Consider the following 1,056-nt stretch of genomic DNA (forward strand, 5'->3'; position numbering starts at 1 on the left):
CCGGCCGTCTTCGGCGGTGCCATCTGGACCAGGGGCGCGATCCGGCCGATGCCCCGCGGCCACGTCATGGGCGTGCCCGACGACCCCGCCGCCGTCGGGGAACTGCTCACCCCCGAGGGCCGGGCCCGCCTCGCCCGGGAACCCGACCTGCCGCCCACCGAGATGGGCCCGGACGTCGCCGTCGGCACCTACGTCGCCGACCGGCTCGGCCGCGAGGTCGTCGACCGGCTGGTCGAGCCCCTGCTGGGCGGGGTCTACGCCGGCGACGCCTACCGGATCTCGCTGCGCGCCGCCGTACCGCAGCTCTACGAGGCCGCCCGCACCGAACCCTCACTGCTCGCCGCGGCCCGTGCCGTCCGGGAACGTGCCGCCGCCGCGCCGTCCGACGGCCCGGTGTTCATGGGCATCAGCGGCGGCGTCGGACGGCTGCCGGAGGCGGTCGCCGCGTCGGTGCGCGGCGCCGGCGGGCAGATCGTGCCGGACGCCGAGGTGAGCGCGCTGCACCGCACCGACGACGGCTGGCAGGTCGTCGACGGCCAGGGCGTCCGCGAGGCCGACGCCGTGGTCCTCGCGGTGCCCGCTTTCGCCGCCGCGGCCCTGCTCGCCCGGGAGGTGCCCGCTGCCGCATCCGTGCTCGCCGGCATCGAGTACGCCTCGATGGCACTGTGCACGCTGGCCTTCCGCCGCGCCGACCTCACCGGACCGCCCGACGGCAGCGGCTTCCTGGTCCCGCCCGTCGACGGGCGGACCATCAAGGCGTCCACCTTCGCGTCCAACAAGTGGGCCTGGATCGCCGCTCAGGACCCGGACCTCTTCCTGCTCCGCACCTCCGTCGGCCGCCTCGGCGAGGAGGCCCTGCTCGACCGGGACGACAGCGAGCTGATCGCGCTCTCGCTGCGGGACCTCCGGGACGCCGTCGGCCTCACCGCCCGGCCCGTCGACACCACCGTCACCCGCTGGCGGCGCGGCCTGCCGCAGTACGCAGTCGGGCACGTGGACCGCGTGGCGGCGGTCCGTGCCGCGGTGGACGCGGTGCCCGGCCTCACCCTGTGCGGC

The 1,056-nt window shown here is 77.0% G+C and carries 1 protein-coding gene; it reads left to right on the top strand.

Going from position 1 to position 1,056, the window contains the following annotated elements:
• Positions 1 to 1,056, top strand: a 1,056-nt coding sequence (gene hemG / locus ACYVE9_RS28055; protein ID WP_461030696.1) for a protoporphyrinogen oxidase, incomplete at both ends; no start/stop codon positions are given.

The organism is Streptomyces sparsus (genome assembly GCF_054776295.1).